Here is a 550-nt window from a genome sequence, read left to right as displayed (position 1 = left end):
GCTGAGGCAGGGCCGCTCACCGGCCCCGCCTCCCGCCAGGCTCACCGGAAGGCGTCGAACCCGGTGAGCGCCTTGCCCAGCACGAGCTGGTGCATCTCGACGGTGCCCTCGTAGGTGAGCACCGATTCCAGATTGGTCGCGTGCCGCATCACCGGGTACTCCAGGGAGATCCCGTTGGCACCGAGGATCGTCCGCGCCGTACGGCAGATCTCGATGGCCTCGCGGACGTTGTTGAGCTTGCCGAAGCTGACCTGCTCGGGACGCAGGCGGCCGGCGTCCATCCGCCGCCCCAGATGGTGGGCGAGCAGAATCCCCTTGTGCAGTTCCACCGCCATGTCGGCGAGCTTGGCCTGGGTGAGCTGGAAGCCGCCGATCGGCCGCCCGAACTGCTCCCGCGACCTCGCGTAGTCCAGGGCCGCCTCGAAGCTGCTGCGCGCGGCGCCCATCGCTCCCCAGACGATGCCGTAGCGGGCGTGCGAGAGGCAGCTGAGCGGTCCGCGCAGTCCGGTGACCTCCGGCAGCACGGCCGTGGCGGGCAGCCGTACGTCGT

The 550-nt window shown here is 70.5% G+C and carries 1 protein-coding gene; it reads right to left on the bottom strand.

Annotated features, from left to right (window positions below; translation table 11 throughout):
• Window positions 1-41 precede the first annotated feature (41 nt).
• Window positions 42-550 (bottom strand): acyl-CoA dehydrogenase family protein (locus CCN44_RS37875; protein WP_276329145.1); only part of this gene is annotated, 509 nt, incomplete at its 5' end.

Source organism: Streptomyces tricolor (genome assembly GCF_002155905.1).
In the GTDB taxonomy this organism is placed as follows: Bacteria; Actinomycetota; Actinomycetes; order Streptomycetales; family Streptomycetaceae; genus Streptomyces; species Streptomyces tricolor.
Note: the sequence above shows the minus strand (reverse complement) of the source record. Positions and strands in the feature narration are given on the sequence as shown.